Below are 16,199 nucleotides of genomic sequence, written 5' to 3' on the forward strand. Positions count from 1 at the left end.
GTTGGGCATGAAGCCGGTCGGCTCGATCACCCGCGGCACGACGAACCCGAACCGCCTGCGCCGGGTCGACAACTGGATCGCCGCGACGCTCGGCGGGCTGCTCCGCCGGGCGCCGGACCCGCTCGTGGTCGACCTCGGCTACGGCGCCTCGCCGGTCACCGCGATCGAGCTGCACGCCCGCCTCGGCGTCCCGGTGGTGGGCCTGGAGATCGATCCGGCCCGGGTCGCCGCCGCGCAGCCCTTCGCTACGGCGACGCTGCGCTTCCGCCGCGGGGGCTTCGAGCTGGCCGGCCTGCGACCGACGCTCGTGCGCGCGTTCAATGTGCTGCGGCAGTACGACGAGTCGGACGTCCCGGCGGCTTGGGCCGCGATGACCGCGAGCGGCGCGCTGCTGGTGGAGGGGACGTGCGACGAGCTCGGGCGGCTGGCCTCGTGGGTGCTGGTCTCGCGGGAGGGGCCGCGGACGCTGACGCTGGCCAGCCGGCTGGCCAGCCTCGATGCGCCTTCGACGCTGGCCGAGCGGCTGCCGAAGTCGCTCATCCACCACAACGTGGCCGGGGAGCGCATCCACGCGCTGCTGTCGGACCTCGACGCGGGCTGGCGGGCGGCGGCTCCGCTGTCCGTCTTCGGGCCGCGGCAGCGGTGGCGGCGGGCGGTCGAGTCGGCCCGGGAGGCGGGCTGGCCCGTCCTGGACCGGCCGGCCCGCTGGCGCCTCGGCGAGGTGACCGTGCCCTACGCGGCCGTCGCCCCCGACTAATCCCGGTCCAACGGGGCGGCGGCGAGGGGCTGGGCCTGGATGCGCCAGAACGCGTAGGCGAGCGTGGCGCGGAGCGCCCGACTTATCATGTTCTGGGCTTTTGAGCGGATTCAGAGCGCGCAGTTCACCAGCACCGGCTCCGGGTGCAGGGTCACGCCGAAGCGCCCCGCCACGCCGGCCTGGATCTCGCGGGCCAGGTCCAGCAGCGCCGCCGTCGAGCCGGAGCCACGATTGGTCAGCGCCAGGGTGTGCTTGCCGGAGAGGGCCACGCCGCGCTCCGGCGCGCCGTACCCCTTGGTGAAGCCGGCCCGCTCGATGAGCCAGGCGGCGCTCAGCTTGACCTCGCCGCCCGCCGGCCAGGAGGGCATCGGGCCGAGGTCGGCGGCGAGCGCGCGGACCCGCTCGAAGTCGGGCGCCGGCACGACGGGGTTGGTGAAGAAGGAGCCGACCGAGTACGTGTCGGGGTCGGCCGGGTCGAGGACCATGCCCTTGCCGGCGCGAAGTTTCAGTACCGTGGCCCGCACCTCCTCCAAAGGCGCCGTCGCGCCCTGCTCCACGCCCAGCGAGCGGGCCAGCTCGGCGTAGGCGACGGGGGTCGAGCGGTCGGAGACGGACAGCCGGAAGGTGACGGCGAGGACCACGTGCCTGGAGTTGTGCTTGAAGACGCTGGTCCGGTAGGCGAATCCGCACTCGGCCGCCGGGATGGTGACGACCTCGTCGCGCGCGCGGTCGTAGGCCCGCACGGAGACGATGGTCTCGGCGACCTCCTGGCCGTAGGCGCCGACGTTCTGGATCGGGGTGGCGCCGGCCGAGCCGGGAATGCCCGACAGCGACTCGATGCCGGACCAGCCGCTCGACACGGCCGCGGCGACCACGTCGTCCCACGGGTGGCCGGCGGCGACGGTCAGGTGCACGGCGCCGTCGCGCTCCTCGGCGCGCAGGCCGCGCTCGCGCAGCAGCACGACCGTGCCGGGGAAGCCCGCGTCGGCGACGACGACGTTGCTGCCGCCGGCGAGGATCAGCTGGTCGCCGCCGGAGCGCAGGGCCTGCAGCGTCTCGGCCTCGGTGGTGGCCTCGATCAGGCGGCCGGCCGGGCCGCCGAGGCGAAGGGTCGTGAACGCGGCGAGGGTCGCGGGTTCGGGCACCGCACCAGCCTAAGCGTTGCCCTAATCTTGTTGCCTATGAGCAAGCCTCAGCTCACCAAGGACATCTGGCTGGCCGCCCTGCGCGCCGAGGGCGACGCCTTCCGCGCGGCCCTGGGCAGCGGCACGCCGCTCGACGCGCCGGTGCCGAGTTGTCCGGGCTGGAGCCTGGGCGACCTCGCGTGGCACCTGAGCCTGGTGTACTCGTACGTCACCGGCCACGTCGCCCGCGGGGTGCTCGACAAGCCAGAGCCTCGCCGGACCGACCCGCTGCCAGATGGCGTCGACGCGGCGGCGGCCTGGACCGACGCGTTCACCGAGCTGGTGGCCACCCTCGATGCCGTCGACCCCGAGCTGCCGGCCTGGAACTTCGCGCCCCAGGCGAAGAAGGCCTCCTTCTGGCACCGCCGCATGCTCCACGAGACCGCGATCCACCGGTGGGACGCGCAGATGGCCGGCGGCCTGGCCGAGCCGATCGAGCCGCGCGTGGCCAGCGACAACGTCACCGAGGTGCTCGACTCCTGGCTGCCCGCGGGGCGGCGCAGCGGGCCGGACGACCGGGCCGGCATGATCGCGTTGCACGCCACGGACGTCGACCAGGTCTGGTACGTCAGGCTCCGCGGCGCCGGCATCGCGCTCCTCGACACCGACACGCTGCTCGACTCCGACGACCACCGGGAGCGCGCCACCGCGAGCGGGCCGGCCAGCGACCTGGCTCTGGCGCTGTGGGGGCGGATTCCCTTCGACACGCTGCTCGTCAGCGGCGACACCACCCTGCTGCGAGGCCTGCTCGCCTGACACCCGACCCGCGGAAGCCCGCGGCGGCCGGGCGAACCGGTCGGCGACTACCGCGCGGCGATCTGCGGGGCGGGCACCGGCGGTTGGTCCTCGATGTTCAGCCCCAACAGCCGGCGGCACATCAGGGTCGCCCCCGCCACGGCCGCCGGCACCACGACGATCGCGACCACCGGCACGAGCAGCACCAGGAACACCGGGATGCCGAAGCCGAGCGCCATCGAGCGGTGCGCCCGCAGGAGCTTGCGCCGATCCTTCAGCCGCAGGCCGCGCCGGTTGAACGGGATGCCGGTCAGCTCCATGGTGATCAACCAGCCGCCGACCATCGCGTTGAGGACCGGGACCACCGTCTGGCCGATGATTGGCACGAAGCCGAGCAGGAACAGCGGGATGGCCAGCACGATGCCCAGCGTGATCAGCCGGACGGAGTCCACGAGGCTGGGCCAGAGGGTGCGGTACCACGGCAGATCCACCGCTCCGGGAGTGCCCCCGAGCCCGTCCTCGATCTTCTCGGAGATGACCTCGTAGAAGGGATCGCCGATGAGCAGGGTCAGCGCGGTGAACGTGAGCGCGGAGATCAGCGCCGCGACCGCCAGGATGCCGGCCCCGGCGCCGAAGCGCATCAGCTGCCGCACGCCGTCCGACCAGTCGTCGGCGAACCAGGTCGCGGCGGACGCGATGTCGCCGATGTAGAGGATCAGGAAGACCCACCCGGTGGCGAACAGCGCGCACGTGATCAGCGCCGGGATCGCGCCGAGCAGCAGCATGCGCGGATTGCGCCCGTACCGCGCGAAGCCCTTGCCGAGCAGCTTGAGCCCGAGCACGAATTCCGACCCGGTGGTCTTCACCTGTTGCAAAGCGATTCAGCCTTTCGCGCCACGTCCACGGCACCGGAGCCTACCGTCGGTCCGCCAGCCCGTGCCGGTACGCGTAGGCGACCGCCTGCGCCCGGTCGCGCGCATCGATCTTGGCGAACAGGTGGTTGATGTGGCTCTTGACCGTGCCCTCGCTGATGAAGAGCCGCTCGGCGATCTCCGCGTTGGACAGCCCGGCCGCGACGAGCCCGAGGACCTCGGCCTCCCGGGGCGTCAACCCGTCGGGGAGCCGCTCGACGGGCTTGGCAAGGGCGTTCAGGACATGATGCTGTACCGCGGGATCCAGCGCCGCCCCGTCCTCCAACACCCGCCGGAGGGCCGCGCTGATCTCGTCCCCGCCGGCCTCCTTCGTCAGGTAGCCGCGCGCCCCGGCCCGGAGTGCGTCGAGCACCGAGCGGTCGTCGGAGTACGTGGTGAGCACCACCACCCGCACCTCCGGCAGGTCCCGCGCGAGCAGGCGGGTCGCCTCCACGCCGTCGCAGCGCGGCATGCGCAGGTCCATGAGCACGATGTCGGGCCTCAGGCGCGTGGCGAGCTCGACCGCCTCCTGACCGTCCGCGGCGGCGCCCACCACCTCGACGTCCGGCAACAGCCCCAGCACGAGCGCGAGCCCCTCCCGCACCACCCGCTGGTCGTCGGCGAGCAGCACCCGGATCGTCACGCCGGGACCTCCAACTCCACCCGGAAGCCCGTCGAGGTCGGGGCCGCGGCCAGGGTACCGCCCAGCAGCTCCGCCCGCTCGCGCATCCCGGTGAGCCCGTACCCGACGCCCGGCACCGGCGGCGGGGGCGGGGCGCCGAAGTCCTCGACGGTGAGGCAGACGGTGTCGGGCCGGTACTCCAGCCGCACCGCCACCCGCGACGGCCGCGCGTGCCGGACCGCGTTGGTCAGCGCCTCCTGCACCACCCGGTAGACGGCCAGCCGGGCCGGCGAGGACAGCTCCCGCTCCTCCCCGTCGGCGGCGAAGGCGCACGGTACGCCGTGGTCTCGGGCGAAGCCGGTGGTGAGCTCCGACAGGCTCGGCAGCTCGGCGTCGCGCAGCAGCCCGATGGCCCGCCGGGCCTCGTCCAGCCCCGCCCGGCCCAGCTGCTGGGCGCGCTCGATGGCGGCCGGCAGGCGCGGGTCGTCCGGGGTGCGCACGGCCAGCAGCCGGGCGCCCTCCAGCTGCAGCATCAGGCCCGACAGCGAGTGGGCCAGCACGTCGTGCATCTCGCGGGCCAGCCGCTGGCGCTCGGCCAGGCGGGCCGCCTCGGCCTGGGCCGCGCGGCCCCGCTCCAGCTCCACGACGAGGCTCTCCGCCTGGCGGTTGGCCTCGCCCAGGCGCATTGCGAAGGTCAGCATGCCGTAGAAGGCGCCGACCATCACCGCGTCGAGGAGGGCGTCGATCAGCGAGCCATGGTGGACGGTGGTGACCACGACGGCGACCAGCACCAGGACGACGACGATCACCGGCACCCAGATGTGGCCGCGCAGCAGCGGGGCCAGGAAGGAAACGCCCACGAAGATGCCGGCCACGCCGACCCCGTCCGGCTGCAGCCAGACGAGCGCGACCGAGGCGGCGAGCAGGGCGCCCACGAAGGGGCCGTGCCGCCGCGCGACCCGGGGCAGCGACTCGACGTCCTGGGACACGGTGAGCACCGTGCCGACGCCGGCGAGCACGAACGCGGCCAGCGCGATCAGCACCGGGCGGCCGGCGCCGGACAGGGCCGGGGCGGGCGCGGTCGTCCAGGAGGCCCAGACCACCACCAGCATGACGAGCGGGGCCAGCGGCCGCAGCCAGCGCGTCACGGCGGCGCGCTGCTCCCGGACCGCGTCCAGGGTGGCGATCGCGGAGGAGGTCACCCACCGATTCAAACCCGCGCGGGACACAGGCGCATCCAACCCGGGGTGGAGACGGGGTCTATCCCGGCGCCGATGCCCGCGACCGGGCCCGCGGCCCACGCTGGGGGCATGACACGAACCCCACGGATGTTCGCCGCCGGTTACCTGCTGCTGAGCCTGGCCACCCTGGCCGTCATCGTCGCGCTGCGCCACAACGCGGCGGTGGTGAACGCCGCGGTGTGGATCCGCGGCTCGATCGTGGTGGCCAGCGCCGCCGTCACCAACATCCTCGCGCTGCGCGGCGACGTGCGGCGGCTGCGGATCATCTCGATCGTCATGGTCATCGCGATCACGGTCATCGTCGCCGTGCCCGGCCCGTTCCCGCTCTGGCTCAAGATCGAGCAGGTCGCCTGCGGCCTTCTGCTGGTCGGGGTGGCCGCGACGCTGCCGAGGAAGGCCCGACGCGCCGGCACCGCCGTTGCAGATGCCACGTACCCGGACGCATCCCCCGTCGGGCGATGAATCCGATGAGCGGGCGGCGGCGCGGTTACGAGGAGGCCAGGCGGCGTAGGGCGCCGCGCACGATGTCGGGCTTGGTGGTGTACCAGAACGGGGGCAGCGACTTGCGCAGGAACGGGCCGTAGCTCGTCGCGTGCTCCAGCCGCGAGTCGAGGACCGCCACCACGCCCTTGTCGCCGCGGGACCGGATCAGCCGCCCCACGCCCTGGGCCAGCCGCACCGCGGCGACCGGCACGCTCACCGCGGCGAAGCCGGAGCCGCCGGCCGCCTGCACCGCGTCGGAACGGGCGGCCGACAGCGGCTCGTCCGGGCGCGGGAACGGCAGCCGGTCGATGACCACGAGCTGGCAGGCGTCGCCGGGCACGTCGACGCCCTGCCACAGCGACATGACTCCGAGCAGGCAGCTGTTGCGGTCCTGGCGGAACTTGCGGACCAGGATCGGCAGCGCCTCCTCGCCCTGCAACAGGATCGTGATGCCGGGCGTGCGGGCCCGCAGCACCTCGGCGGCCCGCTCGGACGCCTTGCGCGAGGAGAACAGCCCGAGCATGCGGCCGCCGAGCGCCTGCACCAGCTCCACCATCTCGTTGGCCGCGGCCTCCGACAGGCCCGAGGTCTGGGGCTTGGGGAGGTGGGCGGCGACATACAGGATGCCCTGCTTGGCGTAGTCGAACGGCGAGCCGACGTCCAGCGAACTCCAGGCCAGGCCGGCCGTGTCGCGCGCCTCGTCGGCCCGCACCACGGCCTCGCGGGCCGCCTCGGCCGGGCCGGCCGCGACGGCAGGACGCTCGGTCTGCACCGGCAGGCCGAGCGAGCGGGCCACGGTCTCGAACTGACCGCCCAGGGCCAGCGTGGCCGAGGTGGCCACCACCGTGCGCTCGCTGAACAGGTTGGTGCTCAGCGTGCCGGCCACGGAGAGCGGGGCGATGACCACGGCCCGCCGGCCGCGCTCGTCGCGCTCGACCCAAATGACGTCGTGTTCGGCGTTGGCCACCATGCGCTGGGCAATTTTGGTCAGGTCGGCCACCATCGTGCGGGCCTGCTGCTTGCGCACCGGGTCGGCGTCGTCGGCGCGCACCTCGCCGATCACCTCGACGGCCTTGCGGCCGCCGGCGTCGAGCAGGGTCAACGCCTCGGCCAGCACGTCGGGCAGGGCGCCGACGACCCGGCCGGCCGGCGCCTCGGCCAGGGCCACGGTGAGCACGTCGCCGGCCTCCATGAGCCGGTCGGCCACCTCGTCGTCGACGTAGGGCCGGCAGCGGCGGGCGGCCCGCTCCAGCAGCTCCGGGGTCAGCTCGGCCTGCGAGGCGGAGCTGACCCGGTCGGCCAGCTCGTGCGCCTCGTCGACGACGAGCAGCTCGTGCGGCGGGATGATCTGCCGGCCGCTGAGCATGTCGACGGCGAGCAGGCTGTGGTTGGTGACCACGATGTCGGCCTCGCGGGCCCGGGCGCGGCTGGCCTCGGCGAAGCACTCGGCGCCGTAGGGGCAGCGCTGGGCGCCGACGCACTCGCGGGCCGGCATGGAGACCAGCTTCCAGGCCGCGTCGTCGACGCCGGGGTCGAGCTCGTCGCGGTCGCCGGTCTCGGTCTCCATCGCCCAGTCGCGCAGCCGCTCGATGTGCTTGCCGAGCCGGCCGGCCTCGCCGAGCCACTTCGTCGGCTTGGCCTCGCCGATGTCGAACAGCCCGTCGTCGGGCTCCTCGGCGGAGGTGCCCTCGAGCCGGGCGAGGCAGACGTAGTGGTGGCGCCCCTTTAGCACCGCATAGGTCGGGCGGCGCCCGAGGGTCGTCTCGACGGCGTCGGCCAGCCGCGGCAGGTCGTGGTCGACGAGCTGGGACTGCAGGGCGAGGGTGGCCGTCGAGATCACCACCGGGCCATCGACCAGCAGCGACGGCACCAGGTAGGCCAGCGACTTGCCCGTCCCCGTGCCGGCCTGGACCAGCAGGTGCTCCTCCTGCTCCGCGGCGGCCGCGATCGCCTTCGCCATCGCCTGCTGACCGGGGCGCTCGGCGCCGTCCGGCACCGCGCCGACGGCGGAGGCGAGAAGGTCGAGGACTTCCGGTCGGGCGCGACGGGGGCGAGGGGAGGCGGTCACGTCCGAGCACGCTACCCCCTGCGTACGACAGAATCCGGCGGCCACACCCGGATCGGTACGGTGGGCCGATGAGGCGTGTACGCGTGGTCTGGCGCAAGTTCGACGGCTCCCTGCACTGGAACTACGAGACCGACCTGCTCGGCGAGGACGAGCACGGCGTCTGGCTCGGCGCGGGCGCGGGCACCCCGGTGCACCGCGGAACCACCCGGACAGGGCCGGTCGAGTCGCCCCACGTGCTGCTCATCCCGCGCCAGGCGTGGTGGACCGCGTGCTTCAACGCGACCCCGCACCGCACCGAGATCTACTGCGACATCACGTCGGTGCCGCACTGGCCGAGCGAGACCGAGATGACCGCGATCGACCTCGACCTCGACGTGATCCGGCGGCGCACCGGCGAAGTGATCCTGGCCGACGAGGACGAGTTCGCCGTGCACCAGGTGCGATATGGCTATCCGGCCGACGTCGTCGCCGAGGCCCGGGCCAGTGCCGACTGGCTCATGTCGGCCGTCGGCGACCGGCGGGAGCCCTTCGGCTCGGCGTACCGCGAATGGCTAGGGTCTGTTTCATGACTGGGGTGGGAGCGAGGCGGAGTCCAGATTTCGTCTGGTGGTGGCCCGCGGGAGCCGCGCTACCGGTGTTGTAACCGGGCTTCCGCGGGACGCCGCCGGCGCCCTGGGCGGGCCGGCCAGGCGCAGTGCGCCGGGCCGGCCTGGGCGAGGAATCTGGGCCCGCCGCAGCCCCGCCTCAGTCATGAAACAGGCCCTGGACCAGGTCGCCTAGCTTCTCGGGGTTGAGCTGGTTGTAGAGGCCCGTGATCAGCCCCTCCGGCGAGATCGACAGCACCGCGACCCCGAGCGTGCGCACGAGGATCCCCAGGTCGCCGTTGACCAGCACGGGCTCGAGCGTGCGGCCCTCGCGCTCGGCCCGCTGGTAGAGCCCGACGACGAAGCGGGCGACCGCGTCGGCGCCGACGACCGGGCGGCGGGTGGCCGAGACCAGGCCGCCGCCGTCGCCCAGCGCCACCACGTCCGGCGCGAGCACCTTGGCCAGGGTCTCGAGGTCGCCGTCGCGCGCGGCGGCGGTGAAGGCGGCGATGACCTCGGCCTGCCGGCTGCGGTCGGTGGTGTGCCGCCGCTGGCCCGCCTGGACCGCCCGACGGGCGCGCGAGGCCAATTGCCTGGCATTTTCCGCGGTGGTACCGAGGGTGCTCGCCACCTCGGCGAACGGCACCCCGAAGACGTCGTGCAGCACGAACGCGAGCCGCTGCTCCGGCCCGAGCGCGTCGAGCACGAGCAGTAGCGCGAAGCTGACACTGTCGGCGAACGCCACCGCCTCCCCCGGCTCGGGCTCCGCGTCCGGCAGGCGCTCGACGAGCGGCTCCGGCAGCCACGGCCCGACGTAGGACTCCCGCCGCGCCCGCGCCGAGCGCAGCTGGTCCAGACAGAGCCGGCCGACGACGGTGGTCAGCCAGGCCCGCAGGTCCGTCACGCCCGCGGTGTCGGCGCCCCGGTAGCGCAGCCACGCCTCCTGCACCGCGTCCTCCGCGTCGGCCCGCTGGCCGAGCATCCGGTAGGCCACCCCGAACAGATGGTCGCGGTGCTCGAGAAACGCGTCGCTCACCCGCCCATTCAACCAGCGCGTTCAGCGCGCGCGCGAAATGCGCGTTAAGTACCATTTGTACCCATGGACGACGCCCTGGCGACCCTCGCCACCGGACTCGCGGGCCTGGCGGGCACCGGCGCGCTGGCCGCGCTCGCCGCCGCCCGCGCCCGCCGGGGCCGGCCCTACCTCGCCGGCGGCCTCCTGGTGGCGCTCGAAGGCCCGGTCGACCCGGCCGCCGCCGCGGCCCGCGCCGGCTTCGCCGGAGTCGAGGTCGGCGTGCGGATCGACCCGGACACCACCTCGCCGACGCTGCGGCTGACCTGCGCGCTGCCGCCCGGCGAGCCGGCCCCGACGTTCGACCAGGCGGTGCTGACCCCGCTGGCCACCCGGGCGGCCGGCAACCCGCTGGGCCGGGTGCATGCCCGGCGGGCCGAGCCGTTCCTGCTCATGGTGCGGGCCGAGCCGGAGCCGGACCCGGACACCGGGATGGTGCGGGCGACCGGCCGGGAGTACGACACGCTCGACCGGCTGCTGCGCCCGCACGCCGCGCTGCTGACCACCTGCCTCGGCGGGCGGGTCATCCCCGGCGCGATCACGGTCGTGCTCACCGGCCCGCACTGGTCGCGGGCCGACCTGCTGGGTGCCTACGAGCGGCATGCCTTCCTCGAAGGCCGCTTCGCCGACCTCGAGCCCGGCGGCCTGCCGCCCAGCGTGGCCCCGTGGGTGAGCGCGCCGCTGGCCACCCGGCTGGGCTTCGACGCCCGCGAGGACTGGCCCGAGTTCCCGGCCGAGGCGCGGCACATCCTGCGCTCGCTGGTGCGGGCCGCGCACGCCGACGGCCGGAAGGTGCGCTTCGCCGAGGTACCGGAGGGGCCGCGCCGGGTGCGCACCGCATTCTGGCGCGAGCTGCGCGCGGCCGAGGCCGACGTCATCGCGAGCCGGCACCGGGGCGCGCTGGCCCGGTTCCTGCGCCGGCCGGTGCAACGCACCTACAAGCACCGAGCGGCGCCGATCCGGTACGCAGCGGAGCGGACACCCGACGTGAATCTGAATCACGGCTGAACTTAGGATGAACCACTCGGCCAGGCGCGAACCTCCACTGGGTGATTACACCTGAGGGGACTTAGGATTTTCGGTTCAAGAGTTTCTCGGGCAAGTTATTGACGTTTCGAGGTCGACTGTGCGGTTCAGGCTGCGTCCTAGCGACGATTCGTTCTACGAGCTTTTCAGTCGCGCGGCACAGAACCTCGTGCACGGCACGGACCTGCTCTCCGAACTCGCCCTGCCCGGGGTCGACGTGCAGTCGGTGAGCGAGCGGCTCGTCGAGGTCGAGCACGACAGCGACGCCATCACGCACGAGCTGTACAAGAAGCTCAACTCCAGCTTCATCACGCCCTTCGACCGCGAGGACATCTACCGCCTCGGGTCGCTGCTCGACGACGTCATGGACCACCTGGAGGCGGTCGGCAGCCTGCTGTACCTCTACGGCCTCACCAAGCTGCCCTCCCTGCCCCGCGAGATCCACGAGATCGTGAAGGTCCTCGACCAGCAGTCCCGGCTCACCGCCGAGGCCATCCCGCGGCTCAAGGAGATGAAGGACCTCGAGGCGTACTGGGTGGAGTGCAACCGGCTGGAGAACGAGGGCGACAGCGCCTACCGGATGGCCCTGGTCCGGCTCTTCTCCGGCGAGTACGACGCGCTCACCGTGCTCAAGATGAAGGAGGTCGTCGACGAGCTGGAGGCGGCCTGCGACGCGTTCGAGCACGTGGCCAACACCATCGAGACAATCGTGGTCAAGGAGTCCTGACCATCGGCGCTCCCCTCGTCGCCGTCATCGCCGTCATCGTCGTCGCACTGGTCTTCGACTTCACCAACGGATTCCACGACGCCGCCAACGCGATCGCGACATCAGTCTCCACGCGCGCGCTGAGCCCCCGGGCCGGCCTGCTGCTGGCCGCGGCCGGCAACTTCGTCGGCGCCCACCTGGGCGGCCGGGTCGCGCAGACCGTCGGTGGCGGCATCATCGACCCGCCACCGGGCGCCACCGGGCTCGGCATCGTCTTCGCCGGGGTGGTCGGGGCGATCGGCTGGAACCTGATCACGTGGTACTTCGGGCTGCCGTCCTCGTCCTCGCACGCGCTCTTCGGCGGCCTCGTCGGCGCCGCCCTCTGCGCCGCCTGGCTCGGCGCCGACGCCGAGGTGCTCTGGCCGGGCATCCTGGCGAAGGTCCTCGTGCCGATGGTGGTCTCGCCGCTCGTCGGCTTCGCGCTCGGTGGCCTGCTGATGCTGGCCCTGGTGTGGACGTTCCGCCGGGGCAACCCGCACCGGCTCGGCCGCGGCTTCCGCCGGGCCCAGACGCTCTCGGCCGCGGCGATGGCGGTCGGGCACGGCATGCAGGACGCGGCCAAGACGATGGGCATCATCGTGCTGGCCCTCTTCGTCGGCGGCTACCAGTCCACGAAGACGGACATCCCGGAGTGGGTGTTCCTGGCCTGCTCCATCGTGCTGGCCCTGGGCACGTACTCCGGCGGCTGGCGGATCATCCGCACCCTGGGCCGCCGCGTGATCGACCTCGACCCGCCGCAGGGCTTCGCCGCCGAGACGGTCGCGGCCGGCGTGCTGTTCACCACCTCGCAGCTGGGCCTGCCGATCTCGACCACGCACACCATCACTTCGGCCATCGCGGGCGTCGGGGCCACGAAGCGGCTCTCGGCCGTGCGATGGCAGGTGGCCGGGAACATCGCCGTCGCCTGGGTGCTGACGTTCCCTGCGGCGGCGCTGATCGCGATCCTGCTGTACCTCCCGATCCGGCCGCTCTTCTCCTGAAGGCTCAGGGGCCGATGTAGCGATCCCGCCGCGGCAGCCCCATCTCGGCCCGCAGCCCGTTCTCCGTGAGCTCGGGCGGCCGGCCGGGGTCGAGCTGGTCGGGCGTGGCCGGGTCGCCGTCGGCGTCGTAGGGCAGGCCGACCGCCTGGCGCTCGTAGTTCGCCACTCCCCGGTCGACGCCGTGGTCGCCCGGGTAGGGGCGCTGGTCGAAACGGCCGCGATCCATGTCGTACACGTGCGCCATCTCGTGGTAGAGCACGACCGTCGGCGGCGAGCCGCCCATGAGGCCGTCCCAGCTCGGGTTGTACTGGATGAAGGGCGTCCCACCGCCCGGCGGCGCGAAGCCGTTGGGGGCGTCGATGGGCTCGATGCGCAGCGGCTTGCCGGTCTCGCGCAGGGCGGTGAGCATCTCCCGCCCGTCCGGCGAGGCGGCCAGCAGGTCGAGGTCGGCCCGCACCCGCGCCTGGTAGTCCGCGTCCCCGCCGATCCGCACGAAGTCGGTCAGCTCGTCGGCGCCTCCGGCCTCGGCCGCGGACAGCCGCTCCACCCGCCCCACCTCGTCGTCGGCCTGCCCGTAGAGCGTGTCCGCGCCCGCTCCCCCGTCCACCGAGTCGCGCCCGGCGCCGGAGTAGAGCGCGTCGTCGCCGTCGCCGCCCTCCAGCCGGTCGTCTCCCTTGCCGCCGGAGAGCACGTCCGCACCGGCACCGCCGTCGAGCCGGTCGTCGCCGGCCCCGCCCTCGAGATAGTCGGCGCCCTCGCCGCCGAAGAGGCGGTCGTCGCCGCCGAGACCGTAGAGCGTGTCGTCGCCCGTCCCGCCGTCGATCAGGTCGTCGCCGGCCCCGCCGTCGAGGTAGTCGCGGCCCGCGCCGCCGAACATCAGGTCGTCGCCCGCGCCCCCGGTGTCGGCCTCGGCGCCGCCGCTGCCCCAGAGCCGGTCGTCGCCGTCGCCGAGGTCGGCCTGCTCGCGCGCGCCCGGCGGGGCCGCCTGCCCGCCGGCCGCCAGCGGCCCGAGGCTGACCCGGTCGTCGCCCGCCCCGGCCCGCACCACGTCCGCGCCCAGGCCCGCGATCAGCACGTCGTCGCCGGCCCCGCCGTAGAGCCGGTCGTCGCCGGCCCCGGCCAGCACGGTCACCCCGGCGGCCCCGTTGACCTGCACGGTGTCGTCGCCGTCGCCGGTGCGCAGCACGAGCCGGGCCCCCGGCGGGATCTCCAGCCGGATCCCGCCCACGGTCACCGCGCCGTCGTCGACCACCACGGCGTCGTCCCCGGCGCCGGTCTGCACCACGAAGAGCCCGCCGACCAGCCGGGCGCGCACCCCGGCCGGGGCCGGCGGCGGGACCCAGGCCGGGATCATCTCGCTGGCCACCGCGGCCCACTCGGCGCCGAGCAGCTGCCAGGCCGCCCGGGCCCGGCCCAGCGCCGCGCCCTGGTCGTCGAGCAGGCGCTCGGCGTCGGACCGCAGCGCCGCGGCGTGCTGCACCGCCGCCTGGACCGCGTCGGCCTGGCCCGCGTCGGCCGGCCGGAAGGTCACCACGCCGCCCCGGCGCCGGTGCTCGACCAGCCCGGCGATGCGCGCCCACGCCTGGTCGAGCCGGTCCTGGGCACCGCGCAGCACGGCCGCCAGCCCGTCGAGCGCGGCCGCGGTGTCGCCGGTCGCCTGCGCCAGCCGGTCGGCGCTCTCGAGGTACCTCCTGTGGTGCGCCCGGTAGTCCTCGGCCGCGTCGCCCTCCCACTCGCCGCCGACCACCGGCGCGGCCGCACGCTCGAGCACCTCGACGGCGGACCGCACGTCGGCCCCGACGGCCCGCCAGGCCTGCGCCGCCCGCTCCAGCACATCCGGGCGCGCGGCGACGTCCCAGACGTCGTCCACGACCACGTCGGCCATCGCGGCGGTCACGACCGGTCCCAGCCGAAGTCGCGATTGGTCATCGCCGGGCCCCTCACGCCGCGGCCCGGCGGGACCCGCCGAGGCCTTCGCGGGCGAGGTCGTCGGCCTCGGCGTAGGCGAAGGCCGCCTGCACCAGCCGGTCGGCGTCGCCCTCCAGAACCTGCACGTGGGTGCGGATCGCGGCCTGGGCGTCCAGCTGCAGCGCCGCGGCCAGCCGGGCCGCGCTGCGCGAGGCCGCCAGCGTGCCGAAGGCGGCCGCCGGCGGCGACAGCTCGCCGAACCGCGTGCGGTAGTGCGCGCCGAGGTCGTCGGCGGCCGTCAGGCAGGCGTCGGCCAGTTTGATCAACGCGTCCGGGTCGGCCCGGATCAGCTGCACCATACGGCGCACAGTAGCGACGGGGACACCGTGTGTCCGCCCCGCTTCAGCTTTCAGCTCGAATAGTCAAGTCCGATAATTCCGGACACCGAGGACAGAACGCGCAGAATGTCCAGGGTCTCGGCCAGCGGCACCAGCGGGCTCTCCAGCAGCCCTTCACGCAGGCAGCGATGCACCTCGGCCGCCTCGAACTGGTAGCCGTGCCCCTCGTAGGCCAGGTCGAACGCCTCCGCGTCGGCGCCCCGCCACAGCGTGAAGCCGTGCGGGTGGAAGAAGTCGCGCTCGACCTCGATGCGCCCGAGCGTCCCGGTGACCACGCCCCGCCGGGCCGAGTCGCCGAGCAGCGAGCAGCTCAGCGCGGCCACCCCGCCGCCGTCGTAGCCGAACAGCATGCCGGTGTTCTCGTCCACACCGCCGGCGCTCATCCGGGCCCATGCCTGCACGCTGCTCGGCGCGCCCAGGAACAGGTGCGCGAAGGTCACCGGGTAGATGCCCACGTCGTAGAGCGCGCCGCCGCCGAGCCGCCGGTCGCGCAGCCGGGACGTCTCCGGGAAGGGCCCCTGGATGCCGAAGTCGGCGTGCACCGAGATCACGTCGCCGATCGCGCCGTCGCGGACCACCTCGGCCATCCGCCGGATCGCCGGGATGCAGCGCATCCACATGGCCTCCATGAGGAACACTCCGCCCTCGCGGGCCGCCGCCACCAGCGCCTCCGACTCGGGCACAGCGAGCGTGAAGGGCTTCTCGCACAGGGTCGCCTTGCCGGCCCGCAGCGCCAGCAGGGCCGCCTCGTAGTGCGCGCTGTGCGGGGTGGCCACGTAGATCGCGTCGACCTCCGGGTCCTCGACCAGGGCCCGCCACGAGCCGTGGGCCCGGGCCACGCCGTGGGCGGCGGCGAAGCGCTCGGCCGACTCGGCGGTGCGGGAGCCGACCGCGGCCAGCTCCGCGTCCGGCAGCAACCGGAGGTCCTCGGCGAAGGTGGCGGCGATGGCGCCGGTCGACAGGATGCCCCAACGGATGCGATCACTCATGGCCGTAGCTTAGGTGGGTACCAGTAAGCCCATGAGCGACGAGCACGCGAACGGCCCGGACGCGGCACACACCCGCCCGGCCGGCGTCTGCGACGGGACGGTCGAGGCGCTGGGCAAGCTCAGCGAGGCCCTGGAGACCGTCGAGCGGGCCCGCGGCCGCCTGTACGACCTCCACCAGCTCATCGGCCACGCCGACCTCATGCTCGACGACGCCGTGGCCCTGCTGCGCGCGGCCGGGCACGGCGAGTTCGCCGACCGGGTCGAACGCGAGCTGATCGGGTGCAACGTGGTCGCCGGGCGGTGGACCTTCCAGCTGGTGGAGGAGTTCGACGACGGGTACTACGCGCTGTTTCGCGAGCTCGACCGCGAGGCCCGCGAGCGGTTCGCCGGCGGCCGCCGCCACCTGTTCGAGGCCGAGATGAAGGAGCGCCGCCGCACCCACGGCCGGCCCGGCCACGAGGCGACACCGTAACGT

At 74.0% G+C, this 16,199-nt stretch carries 17 protein-coding genes; 8 read left to right on the forward strand and 9 right to left on the reverse strand.

Annotated features, from left to right (window positions below; genetic code table 11):
• Positions 1–7 precede the first annotated feature (7 nt).
• The gene (locus tag AB0M46_RS03500; protein ID WP_363332654.1) at positions 8–757 is read left to right on the forward strand and encodes a class I SAM-dependent methyltransferase; all 750 of its coding nucleotides are present in this window, start codon (positions 8–10) and stop codon (positions 755–757) included.
• 110 nt (positions 758–867) lie between these two features.
• On the opposite strand, the gene AB0M46_RS03505 is transcribed toward AB0M46_RS03500, so the two are convergent.
• Positions 868–1,902, reverse strand: a complete 1,035-nt coding sequence (locus tag AB0M46_RS03505) for a UDP-N-acetylmuramate dehydrogenase (protein WP_363332655.1) — start codon at positions 1,900–1,902, stop codon at positions 868–870.
• Between the two features lie 36 nt (positions 1,903–1,938).
• Between AB0M46_RS03505 and AB0M46_RS03510 the strand changes: the two genes are divergently transcribed.
• The gene (locus AB0M46_RS03510; RefSeq protein WP_363332656.1) at positions 1,939–2,697 is read left to right on the forward strand and encodes a maleylpyruvate isomerase family mycothiol-dependent enzyme; all 759 of its coding nucleotides are present in this window, start codon (positions 1,939–1,941) and stop codon (positions 2,695–2,697) included.
• 47 nt (positions 2,698–2,744) lie between these two features.
• Here AB0M46_RS03510 and AB0M46_RS03515 read toward each other — a convergent pair whose 3' ends face one another.
• The 3 genes from AB0M46_RS03515 to AB0M46_RS03525 are packed head-to-tail and all read right to left on the reverse strand — an operon-like array spanning position 2,745 to position 5,411.
• Positions 2,745–3,542 carry an EI24 domain-containing protein gene (locus AB0M46_RS03515; RefSeq protein WP_363332657.1) on the reverse strand — a complete coding sequence of 266 codons (798 nt, stop codon included), beginning with the start codon at positions 3,540–3,542 and terminating at the stop codon, positions 2,745–2,747.
• A 49-nt stretch (positions 3,543–3,591) separates the two neighbouring features.
• Complete coding sequence (locus AB0M46_RS03520) at positions 3,592–4,230, reverse strand: response regulator transcription factor (protein WP_363332658.1); 639 nt, start codon at positions 4,228–4,230, stop codon at positions 3,592–3,594.
• Positions 4,227–5,411 carry a histidine kinase gene (locus tag AB0M46_RS03525; RefSeq protein WP_363332659.1) on the reverse strand — a complete coding sequence of 395 codons (1,185 nt, stop codon included), beginning with the start codon at positions 5,409–5,411 and terminating at the stop codon, positions 4,227–4,229. Before AB0M46_RS03525 ends, AB0M46_RS03520 begins: the two co-directional genes overlap by 4 nt.
• Before the next feature lie 108 nt (positions 5,412–5,519).
• Here AB0M46_RS03525 and AB0M46_RS03530 point away from each other — a divergent pair, with 108 nt between their 5' ends.
• Entirely contained in the window at positions 5,520–5,912 is a 393-nt protein-coding gene (locus tag AB0M46_RS03530; protein WP_363332660.1) for a hypothetical protein, read from the forward strand.
• A 25-nt stretch (positions 5,913–5,937) separates the two neighbouring features.
• Here the strand turns inward: AB0M46_RS03530 and AB0M46_RS03535 are convergent, their stop codons facing one another.
• Positions 5,938–7,893 (reverse strand): ATP-dependent DNA helicase, encoded by a 1,956-nt coding sequence (locus AB0M46_RS03535; RefSeq protein WP_363332710.1) that lies wholly within the window; start codon positions 7,891–7,893, stop codon positions 5,938–5,940.
• A 176-nt stretch (positions 7,894–8,069) separates the two neighbouring features.
• Between AB0M46_RS03535 and AB0M46_RS03540 the strand changes: the two genes are divergently transcribed.
• Positions 8,070–8,570, forward strand: coding sequence for a DUF402 domain-containing protein (locus tag AB0M46_RS03540; RefSeq protein ID WP_363332661.1), 501 nt, complete (start codon positions 8,070–8,072; stop codon positions 8,568–8,570).
• 175 nt (positions 8,571–8,745) lie between these two features.
• Here the strand turns inward: AB0M46_RS03540 and sigJ are convergent, their stop codons facing one another.
• Complete coding sequence (gene sigJ, locus AB0M46_RS03545) at positions 8,746–9,621, reverse strand: RNA polymerase sigma factor SigJ (RefSeq protein ID WP_363332662.1); 876 nt, start codon at positions 9,619–9,621, stop codon at positions 8,746–8,748.
• 63 nt (positions 9,622–9,684) lie between these two features.
• Here sigJ and AB0M46_RS03550 point away from each other — a divergent pair, with 63 nt between their 5' ends.
• From AB0M46_RS03550 to AB0M46_RS03560, 3 genes are all read left to right on the forward strand, one after another.
• Positions 9,685–10,665 carry a hypothetical protein gene (locus AB0M46_RS03550; protein WP_363332663.1) on the forward strand — a complete coding sequence of 327 codons (981 nt, stop codon included), beginning with the start codon at positions 9,685–9,687 and terminating at the stop codon, positions 10,663–10,665.
• A 118-nt stretch (positions 10,666–10,783) separates the two neighbouring features.
• Positions 10,784–11,410 (forward strand): DUF47 family protein, encoded by a 627-nt coding sequence (locus AB0M46_RS03555; RefSeq protein ID WP_363332664.1) that lies wholly within the window; start codon positions 10,784–10,786, stop codon positions 11,408–11,410.
• Between the two features lie 2 nt (positions 11,411–11,412).
• A complete protein-coding gene (locus AB0M46_RS03560; protein WP_363332711.1) occupies positions 11,413–12,429 on the forward strand; it encodes an inorganic phosphate transporter in 1,017 nt (338 codons plus the stop codon).
• A 4-nt stretch (positions 12,430–12,433) separates the two neighbouring features.
• Here the strand turns inward: AB0M46_RS03560 and AB0M46_RS03565 are convergent, their stop codons facing one another.
• The 3 genes from AB0M46_RS03565 to AB0M46_RS03575 are packed head-to-tail and all read right to left on the reverse strand — an operon-like array spanning position 12,434 to position 15,724.
• Positions 12,434–14,326: a M91 family zinc metallopeptidase gene (locus AB0M46_RS03565; RefSeq protein ID WP_363332665.1), complete on the reverse strand. Its 1,893-nt coding sequence runs from the start codon at positions 14,324–14,326 to the stop codon at positions 12,434–12,436.
• Positions 14,327–14,369: 43 nt separating this feature from the next.
• Positions 14,370–14,696, reverse strand: a complete 327-nt coding sequence (locus AB0M46_RS03570) for a hypothetical protein (protein WP_363332666.1) — start codon at positions 14,694–14,696, stop codon at positions 14,370–14,372.
• Between the two features lie 50 nt (positions 14,697–14,746).
• Positions 14,747–15,724 carry a Gfo/Idh/MocA family oxidoreductase gene (locus AB0M46_RS03575; protein ID WP_363332667.1) on the reverse strand — a complete coding sequence of 326 codons (978 nt, stop codon included), beginning with the start codon at positions 15,722–15,724 and terminating at the stop codon, positions 14,747–14,749.
• Between the two features lie 31 nt (positions 15,725–15,755).
• Here AB0M46_RS03575 and AB0M46_RS03580 point away from each other — a divergent pair, with 31 nt between their 5' ends.
• On the forward strand, positions 15,756–16,196 hold the full coding sequence (locus AB0M46_RS03580) for a hypothetical protein (protein ID WP_363332668.1): 441 nt from the start codon (positions 15,756–15,758) through the stop codon (positions 16,194–16,196).
• Positions 16,197–16,199 lie beyond the last annotated feature (3 nt).

The sequence above is a fragment of the Dactylosporangium sp. NPDC051485 genome (assembly GCF_040682015.1).
Lineage (GTDB): Bacteria > Actinomycetota > Actinomycetes > Mycobacteriales > Micromonosporaceae > Dactylosporangium.

Bases quoted from the DNA above. Each gene is read 5' to 3' on its own strand.
- AB0M46_RS03540 (WP_363332661.1), top strand. From the start codon at position 8,070: ATGAGGCGTGTACGCGTGGTCTGGCGCAAGTTCGACGGCTCCCTGCAC.
- AB0M46_RS03550 (WP_363332663.1), top strand. From the start codon at position 9,685: ATGGACGACGCCCTGGCGACCCTCGCCACCGGACTCGCGGGCCTGGCG.
- AB0M46_RS03575 (WP_363332667.1), bottom strand. From the start codon at position 15,724: ATGAGTGATCGCATCCGTTGGGGCATCCTGTCGACCGGCGCCATCGCC.
- AB0M46_RS03580 (WP_363332668.1), top strand. From the start codon at position 15,756: ATGAGCGACGAGCACGCGAACGGCCCGGACGCGGCACACACCCGCCCG.
- AB0M46_RS03530 (WP_363332660.1), top strand. From the start codon at position 5,520: ATGACACGAACCCCACGGATGTTCGCCGCCGGTTACCTGCTGCTGAGC.
- AB0M46_RS03570 (WP_363332666.1), bottom strand. From the start codon at position 14,696: ATGGTGCAGCTGATCCGGGCCGACCCGGACGCGTTGATCAAACTGGCC.
- AB0M46_RS03510 (WP_363332656.1), top strand. From the start codon at position 1,939: ATGAGCAAGCCTCAGCTCACCAAGGACATCTGGCTGGCCGCCCTGCGC.
- AB0M46_RS03535 (WP_363332710.1), bottom strand. From the start codon at position 7,893: ATGGCGAAGGCGATCGCGGCCGCCGCGGAGCAGGAGGAGCACCTGCTG.
- AB0M46_RS03500 (WP_363332654.1), top strand. From the start codon at position 8: ATGAAGCCGGTCGGCTCGATCACCCGCGGCACGACGAACCCGAACCGC.